General features: G+C 66.8%; 9 protein-coding genes. 4 read left to right on the forward strand and 5 right to left on the reverse strand.

Translation table 11 applies throughout. The annotated features are described in order from the left end of the window. Positions 1–83 precede the first annotated feature (83 nt). Together MKL09_RS11090 and MKL09_RS11095 are read right to left on the reverse strand one after the other, a co-directional pair. The gene (locus tag MKL09_RS11090) at positions 84–563 is read right to left on the reverse strand and encodes a DUF2382 domain-containing protein (protein WP_244020156.1); all 480 of its coding nucleotides are present in this window, start codon (positions 561–563) and stop codon (positions 84–86) included. Further along, positions 560–1081: a hypothetical protein gene (locus MKL09_RS11095; protein ID WP_244020158.1), complete on the reverse strand. Its 522-nt coding sequence runs from the start codon at positions 1079–1081 to the stop codon at positions 560–562. The genes MKL09_RS11090 and MKL09_RS11095 overlap by 4 nt, the downstream gene beginning before the upstream one ends. 56 nt (positions 1082–1137) lie before the next feature. Here MKL09_RS11095 and MKL09_RS32330 point away from each other — a divergent pair, with 56 nt between their 5' ends. After that, positions 1138–1332 carry a hypothetical protein gene (locus MKL09_RS32330; protein ID WP_409566920.1) on the forward strand — a complete coding sequence of 65 codons (195 nt, stop codon included), beginning with the start codon at positions 1138–1140 and terminating at the stop codon, positions 1330–1332. Positions 1333–1773: 441 nt separating this feature from the next. Then, positions 1774–2178, forward strand: a complete 405-nt coding sequence (locus tag MKL09_RS11100; RefSeq protein WP_244020160.1) for a hypothetical protein — start codon at positions 1774–1776, stop codon at positions 2176–2178. An 809-nt stretch (positions 2179–2987) separates the two neighbouring features. Here MKL09_RS11100 and MKL09_RS11105 read toward each other — a convergent pair. The 3 genes from MKL09_RS11105 to MKL09_RS11115 all read right to left on the reverse strand — a co-directional run bounded on the left by MKL09_RS11105 (position 2988) and on the right by MKL09_RS11115 (position 4060). Next, complete coding sequence (locus tag MKL09_RS11105) at positions 2988–3332, reverse strand: hypothetical protein (RefSeq protein ID WP_244020162.1); 345 nt, start codon at positions 3330–3332, stop codon at positions 2988–2990. Positions 3333–3362: 30 nt separating this feature from the next. Next, positions 3363–3551 carry a hypothetical protein gene (locus MKL09_RS11110; RefSeq protein WP_244020164.1) on the reverse strand — a complete coding sequence of 63 codons (189 nt, stop codon included), beginning with the start codon at positions 3549–3551 and terminating at the stop codon, positions 3363–3365. Positions 3552–3670: 119 nt separating this feature from the next. Continuing rightward, on the reverse strand, positions 3671–4060 hold the full coding sequence (locus tag MKL09_RS11115) for a hypothetical protein (protein ID WP_244020165.1): 390 nt from the start codon (positions 4058–4060) through the stop codon (positions 3671–3673). Positions 4061–4448: 388 nt separating this feature from the next. Here MKL09_RS11115 and MKL09_RS11120 point away from each other — a divergent pair, with 388 nt between their 5' ends. Together MKL09_RS11120 and MKL09_RS11125 are read left to right on the forward strand one after the other, a co-directional pair. Beyond that, the gene (locus MKL09_RS11120) at positions 4449–6350 is read left to right on the forward strand and encodes a hypothetical protein (protein ID WP_244020166.1); all 1902 of its coding nucleotides are present in this window, start codon (positions 4449–4451) and stop codon (positions 6348–6350) included. 165 nt (positions 6351–6515) lie between these two features. Beyond that, positions 6516–6788, forward strand: a complete 273-nt coding sequence (locus MKL09_RS11125) for a hypothetical protein (protein ID WP_244020167.1) — start codon at positions 6516–6518, stop codon at positions 6786–6788. The last annotated feature ends 148 nt before the right edge of the window (positions 6789–6936 follow it).

Raw genomic sequence — 6936 nt, forward strand, 5'->3', positions numbered from 1 at the left:
GTACGCAGCGGGAGCCGACAGTGCAGACGAGCTCTACCTGGTCGAGCTGGATGTGTACTGATTGGCGGCGCCGGTGCGAGGCGCTACGCTTCATGCTCCGTGCTGTCCCCCTCTCTTGCCACGCGTACGATCACGAGTCGGTTCCTGCCCAGCGTCACCGGCCTCTCGACGTCCTCGCCCGCCGTAGTCCGGCGGCTGTGCACCTCCTCCTTCAGGACGAGGCGCTTCTCGACGACGAAGATCTCTTCCAGCACCGGGATGATGGTCACCCCGGCCTCCGTCCTGACCACCGGGGGTGCCTCGCCCTCGGCGAGGGTCCGGTTGACGGGCACCCGGGTCACCCCGACCATGTCGCTGCGCAGGGTCTCGCGCAGGACCTGGTCGAGGGTGTCGGTTCGCGTGCTGACACGGACCCGTCCGGTCTCGACCGCACGCTTCTCGATGCGCGCGGTCTCCTCGATCAGCGGAAGGACCGCCTCCTCGCCGACGGCGACCTCCGCCGCGGTGCCTGAGGGCGTCCCGGGCCCATGGGGCTCGGTCGCGGCGGGATCGCCGACGCTCATGCCCGGCGCGGGGTCAGGGTGTTCGGGGCGGTGCGGGTGACGGTCGGATCGACGGCCGAACCGCGGCCGGCGAAGAAGGAAGCGAGCGCCCCAAAGATCAGCGCGAGGGCCCCGAACAGCGCGCCCTGGGACACGCGGCGCGCGGTGGCGTCGGCGATCTGCTTGGACTGCTCCTTGGCCGAGGCGACGGTCTCCTTGAACTGCTGGGTGTACTGCGCGACCTGGGTCCGGGCCTGCTCGACCGGGATGTTCTGCGCCTTGGAAAGGGCCACGGCGGCCTTCTCCTGGGCGGCGGCCTGCTGGGCGCCGTCGCCCGAGACGGCGGCACGCATGGCGGTCACCGCGGTATCCTTCAGGGCGGCCGGATCGGATCCGGTGCCGTTGCGGACATTGGACTCGATGTTCGAGAACGGGTCGGTGACCTTGGTCAGCGACGGGGCGGCGGCCTGCGCCAGGGTCGAGACGGAGCCGCCCATCGCGTTGCCGACCCCGCCGATGGCCGAGGAGGCGGTACCCATGGCGCCGCTGACGATGCCGCTGGCCCAGGCTCGGGGAGACCTTCCTGCAAGCAGCCGTGGGCCAGCTCGCACGAGAACTCGCAGCCTACCTGAAGGCGCAACCAAGTGCGGGTGACCAACGGATCGTCGATTACGAGGGGGCGGCCATAAGGTTCGTGCTCCGGTGCTTCTCGCATTCCATGGAGAGCCTCCTCGTCGGCCACCGTCACGGATCGGCCTGCGAAACCTACGCGACCGACCCGGAAGGCTGAGCGACGCCTGCGACCCGGAGACGGGTGACGACGCGCCTCGAACAATTCGACCCGATAGACTCAATCGCTAGCCTGGATCATGCCGCACTGGCCGTTCGGCAGCACGGCGAAGCACGGCGGTCGCGTCGGCGCCGCGTAGCGGGCGAGGGACTGCCTCCACGTTTCCGATGCCCTTCCTGTCGTCTCCCGGAGGCCGTGGCATTCAGGCGTCGCCCGCCATCGAGGGGCTGAAGGGTCGGAATACGCGCATCGTCATGGCGCATGCCGTCCGGTCACGCTGGCGCCGGGAGACGGCGGCCGGAGCGAGCGCAGAACCTTTTCCCCGCCCCGGGCCGCCACCTGGGCCATTGGCGCGAATCGGCGCGTTCGGGGAGAATCGAGCGGTATCGGCGGGGACGGGCGACGATGAGATTGCTTCCTAAGGATGTATTTACCGATGCCTTGTCCCGGGTCGGCGACGACCCGGCCGGTGCCGTCGACCGACTGCTCACTTGGTGGAAAGGTCGCCACGGAGCATCGGGTGCCGACCACCTCGCCGCTTACATATCCATGCCGGAGGGGTGGTGGCGTAACGTGCTTTGGGAAGACCCGACCGAGTACCGGCTTTCCGGGTTCGAGGAGCAGCGGTCCTCGGCGCGGCGGCAGGATGTCATCATCGAGTTCAGGAGCTTGCGCGCGGTCGAAGGCAGCTCGCGGTCAAGCCCCGCGGCGGCCGTCGAAAGCTACCTCCACATCGAGCCCGAAGACGCCTGGGCATGGTCGAAACAGGCAGTCGAGGAAGTCAGGCGCCACCTCGACCGCCCGTCGTCTACCGCGGGCGCTGTCGAGCAAGCTGCCTACCCTTGAGGAAGCAGGCCAAGAGGCCGAGTTCGCCGAGCGGAACGATAGGCTTCGTGCGGGCGACTTCGATCTTTGAGCCGTTGCGGACCTCATCCTGCGCGGCCTGTCGGCCCCTAGCGGTTCCGCCACGCCGTTGAGCCCTGGGGGACGTGGTTGAAATAGATGCGGCATGAAGCAGGCCCGGGGCTGTAGGTCCGGTCAGCAGGATTTGTGGCGGTTCGGGCTTCGGTGACGCCATCCATTGGCAGGGTGTGAGGTCTGCACATCTGCGCAAACTGCCGCTAAGGCACTGTCACAACAGAAGAAATGTTGAACGTAGAACGAACGAGGCGACCCTGGTAAAGGGCCGCCTCGATTTACTCTAGGTTGATTTGATGCGGAACTTTGGGGGCTTAAAGTGGATCTTTGGGTCGGCTATCAAAGTGTCGGGGCTAGGACTGCCAGGAGCAGCAGGTCGAGCATGTTGGTGATCTTGCATGCAGGGTTCGCCGCCGGGTAGAAATATCCCCATGAAGTATATGAAGAATGCCGCACGCCCCGCTTCGTTAGTTGCAGAACCCTCAGCAATTAAAATCGAGTCGAATATCCCTTAATTCAGTCGCTTTGCCTATGGTACAATAAATTGGACGTAGCTCGGGACGCCGGCGAGAGGGATCTCAGTCCGTCGCACGCGCACCCCGCAACCGGCGCTCAAGTGCGCCAGGGCCCGCTTGCGCAGGTCCTTCACGGGCGCGCCGACGCTGAGCAGCTCGGGGGTCGTGAACTCGTGGGTAACACGGTTGAAATGACCGATGCGCTAGTACCCATCGAGGATCTCAACGGGGTCGTTGCACCGGATCCTCCTCGAAGTCAGCGGGGATCGGCGGGACTGAGCGCGGCACGGGATCCGCATCGCGCTCCACCTCCTCCACGGGGGACGCGATGTCCTCCACGCGGGACGGGGCCTGCCGCTGGCACACCGCCGGCGGGATCTCCTCGACCGCCGTAGCCTGCCGCGCAGCGAGCTCCGCCATCGAGGCTTCAGCCCGCGCCGATTCCTCTCCCCGGCGTTGGCTCGGGTCCGTGTTCTGTTCCGAGAGCCGGTCCGCAACCTTTGCGTCGATCGTCTCGTAGGGCCGCACTGCCACCGCGATGCGGCCGGACGCGATCGCTTTCCTCACCGCTTTATGGTTGCAGCTGCGGCGGCTCTCTTACGCCCGGCGGGACGGCCGGAACGGGCGAACGGCCTCGATGTCGGAGAATGCCAGGTGCAGGTCGTGGCCGTCCCATGCCGGCAGGGGCTCAGGCGAGGACGGGCTGTAGACCGAGACGATGGCCGTCGGATGCCAGGTCTCGATCGCGGCCGGCACGGCGTCGAGGCTGGCGAGGGCGAGGCGCATGGGGTCCTGACATGAAGCGGGACGGGCTGGCGCTAGCCGACCCGTCCCGAGGTGGGGGGTTGCACAACCCTCCCGGTCATAGGGCTCTCCGCCCCTGCAACGGACACCCCCGGTGCGGCCTACAGCGGGGGCAGGTAGGGGCGCTTGGGGGCGAGTCTGGCGACGAGCGCGTCGTGTGCCTTCACCTTCTCCCAGCCCCTCTCGCGCAGCTCGCGGTAGGCGTAGCGCAGGACCTCCGCGAACAGGAGGGGTGGCGGGGTGCTGTCGTCACCCAGCTTGATCCGGGCGTAGTCGCGGGCGTGCATCTGGGTCGAGACCATCGCATCGACGAGGACCAGGTCCAACGTGGCCCTGTCCTTCTCCCTGGCACGGTACTCGCGGTTGCGAGCCGCGGCCCCGCGGGCGTCGGCTGCGGCCTTGGCCACGGGATGCTGGTCGGCCGGGGCGTAGGTCACGTCGTCATCGAAGACGAGGTCGTTGGAAGTGGCGGTCGGCATGGACGGGAACATGGCGGCGGGTCCGGGTGCGAGGTTCCGCATCATCAATCCCCGGCACGAAAGTCACCACGCCGGGGCTGGCGGCTTGGGTTGCGGAACCGCAACAGGTTCGGTCGGCGGGACCATGCATCCGTGCAACCGAAAAGTTGCAAATCTGAAACCGAAAAGGGGGCGGTTTACGAGGGAGAATGGGCGGAGACGGTTCGTAATACTAATAGGGACCGACCGACTTCCCCTTCCTTCCGGGCCGATCAGGCCCGTCCCAGCCGTGCCAACGGCGTCTGCGCCTATTCTATTAGTATTACGCCTCGGACCTCAGTCCGCTATTCCCCGCTCCGCGTTCTTGTAGAAGGCCAAATTCGGCGTATCGTCTTGTTGCAGATTTGCAGAACGGGCCGACATGAGCACCGCCTCCAGCCTTCGCCGCACGCCGCCCCGTCGCGCCGCCTTCATTCCGCAGGTCCGTGGGGACCTGACGGCGGCGCTGGAGAGCACCGAGGCGTTCCTTGACGTCGCGCCGTCTGTGCCGCGCTCCGTGGCTTGGCTACGGGATCGGACGCTGGCACACGCCCCCCGGCTCACGGTCCGCGACATCGCCCTGTTCGAGACCCTGGTGGCGATGAGCGTCGTGGGGGTGGAGACGGAGGATACGATCCGCGCCGCACGGATGTGCTCAGTCAGGAAGGCCCTGACGGTGCTCTCGGCAGGTGGTCACGCCGCGCAGCCGCGTGAGCTCGTCTCCGCCCTGGAGCGCCTGTTCGACCGCAAGCCAGAGCCGCTGAAGCTCGGTTGCTCGTTCGCCTTCCATCTGCCGGCGTGGGCGGTGCCGGTGCAGCAGCCCGGGACGCGATACGCCCACGTCGATCTTGCTGTGCTGGCGCGATTCCGTCGCCGGTCCAGCCCGCTCCTCTATCGCGAGATCCTCGCCCACATCGCCGCCGAGCGGATCAGGTACGAGCCGGGCGCGCCGCCGTTCGAGATGCGGATGCCTCCGCCCCTTTTGGGGGACATCCTTGGCATGCCGGCGCCGGTGCACGTGGGGCAGCTGCGCCTCAGGTATCTGGATCCGGCCGTGGGCGAGATCCGGGAGCACGTCCGCTCGTTCGAGATCGTCTCGGTCGCTGACGTTAACCAGGGCCGTGCCGTGACGGAGATCGTTCTGACGATCCGGCTGCGTCCGCCTGAGAGGCTGGACACGGTCCCGACGCGCCTGATCAGCGAGTTCGACTTCGAGTCCATGTCCCTGCGCGGGGACGCCCCGGCTTATCGGGTCAAGCCGGCGACTATGGTGAGGCTCGGGTCCAGCCTGCCCAGCAAGGTGATGCGGAGGAAAAAACGAGGCGGCGCGCACCCGCTCCTAGGGTCGGAAATGCTCCAGCGTTACGACGCGTGGCTCATCGCGCTGCATGAGTCCCTGACCGGCAAGGCGCTCACGCCGGGATACGAGACCGGCGCCTATCGTGGGCAGCGGCTGCTCGACGCCATCGAGCGCGATGGGTCTGACGCGACGTTCTTCGCGTTCTCCCATGCCGAGGTCGCCGACCCGGATCTAGGTCCCGTCATTGCCGAGCAGCATCTCCTGCGGTGGGAAGCCGAGGCTGCACGGAAGGCGCGGGCGAAGGCAGCCCGGGTAGCCGCGGCACGGGATCGCCGGGTGGCCGTGCGAAATGCGCGGGCGGACGGCATGATGGCCCCGCCGCAGAAGCGCGGCCCGAATCGTGAGGAGTCGATGCCGACCGCCGCGCTTGTCCAAACCACCCCCGAGGTCGTGCATCCCGTGCTGTCCGCTGAGCTCATCGCGACGCTGGCTACGCCCGAGGGCAAGGCGGAAGGTCTGAGGCTATTGCGCGAATGGGAGATAGCTTTCGACTTCCCATTCACGCATGCGCCCAAGGCTGCTGAGCGGATCAGGCTGTCGTTCGAGCGTGGCGAATTCCCCATCCTCGCAGCCGTCGATGCGGCGATGGAAAACTATTACCTGAGGTCCGTGAAGCGCCTCACGAAGATCAGCTACGACTACGTTCCCGGACTGACTAAGGCCGAACAGGACGAGGAAGCCAGCCACTATGTCTCGCTGCTCGGCAAGTGGTGGCCATCGCGCGTGAGCAACGGGAGGTCCAAGGATCCTGTCGCCGAGATCCTCAACGACAGGGAAACATACCTGCGCGACCGGGCTCGTAAGATCGAGGCCGAGAAGGCGGCGAGGATCGCTGCGAAGGCGAGGCTAAAGGGCACGCTGCCCATGAGCGAGCCCGAGCGCTACATCAACGGGTACCAGCCCAAGCGGCGCATGCTAGCGTAGCCAACGCCCTGATTCGTCACGTCAATGGGCGTGCGAAATCACTTGAGGAAAACCTGAAAACCCGGATCTTCCCCGGGCAGAGACCTGGGCGGTCGATTCGATTTCTTGCGGCGACAGGCGTTGAGTGGGCAGGCACAGGTTCGGCCGTGCGCGGCTGACAGCTACATGCGGACGAAGGCAGCGGTCCTCGATCGTGTGAGGGCCAAGATCCGGAGCAAGGGCTACCGCCCCTGCGAGGTTGCCAAGAGGCTACCCAGCACCCGCAGCGAGTTCATGCGGCGCTTCATGCAGGGGCGCGAGGATCTCAACATCTCGCTGCGCCGGGCGATCTCGATGGCGGAGGCCGTCGGGTTGGAGATGGAGGAGCCGCGGTTTCGGGATCGCCCGAGCTTGGCGCCCCAGGTCCTGAACGGCACGCCCCGGCAGGACTGGGGCTGATGCTCTGCCCCTCATCCTTGTAAGTCAGTCGGCGTCCGATCTGGTAAGGTCGGATCCGCGGCGACGGGCAGGACCCCGGCTCATCCTGGGGCACTGAAGCCCGCACCTCAGCTTGGGAGCCTGCCCGTTCCTTCCACGACCCCGGACA

Source organism: Methylobacterium sp. J-048 (genome assembly GCF_022829515.1).
In the GTDB taxonomy this organism is placed as follows: Bacteria; Pseudomonadota; Alphaproteobacteria; order Rhizobiales; family Beijerinckiaceae; genus Methylobacterium.

Excerpts from the sequence above, each read along its gene's own strand:
- MKL09_RS11120 (WP_244020166.1), top strand. The coding sequence starts at position 4,449 with ATGAGCACCGCCTCCAGCCTTCGCCGCACGCCGCCCCGTCGCGCCGCC.
- MKL09_RS11090 (WP_244020156.1), bottom strand. The coding sequence starts at position 563 with ATGAGCGTCGGCGATCCCGCCGCGACCGAGCCCCATGGGCCCGGGACG.
- MKL09_RS11095 (WP_244020158.1), bottom strand. The coding sequence starts at position 1,081 with ATGGGTACCGCCTCCTCGGCCATCGGCGGGGTCGGCAACGCGATGGGC.
- MKL09_RS11125 (WP_244020167.1), top strand. The coding sequence starts at position 6,516 with ATGCGGACGAAGGCAGCGGTCCTCGATCGTGTGAGGGCCAAGATCCGG.
- MKL09_RS11110 (WP_244020164.1), bottom strand. The coding sequence starts at position 3,551 with ATGCGCCTCGCCCTCGCCAGCCTCGACGCCGTGCCGGCCGCGATCGAG.
- MKL09_RS11115 (WP_244020165.1), bottom strand. The coding sequence starts at position 4,060 with ATGTTCCCGTCCATGCCGACCGCCACTTCCAACGACCTCGTCTTCGAT.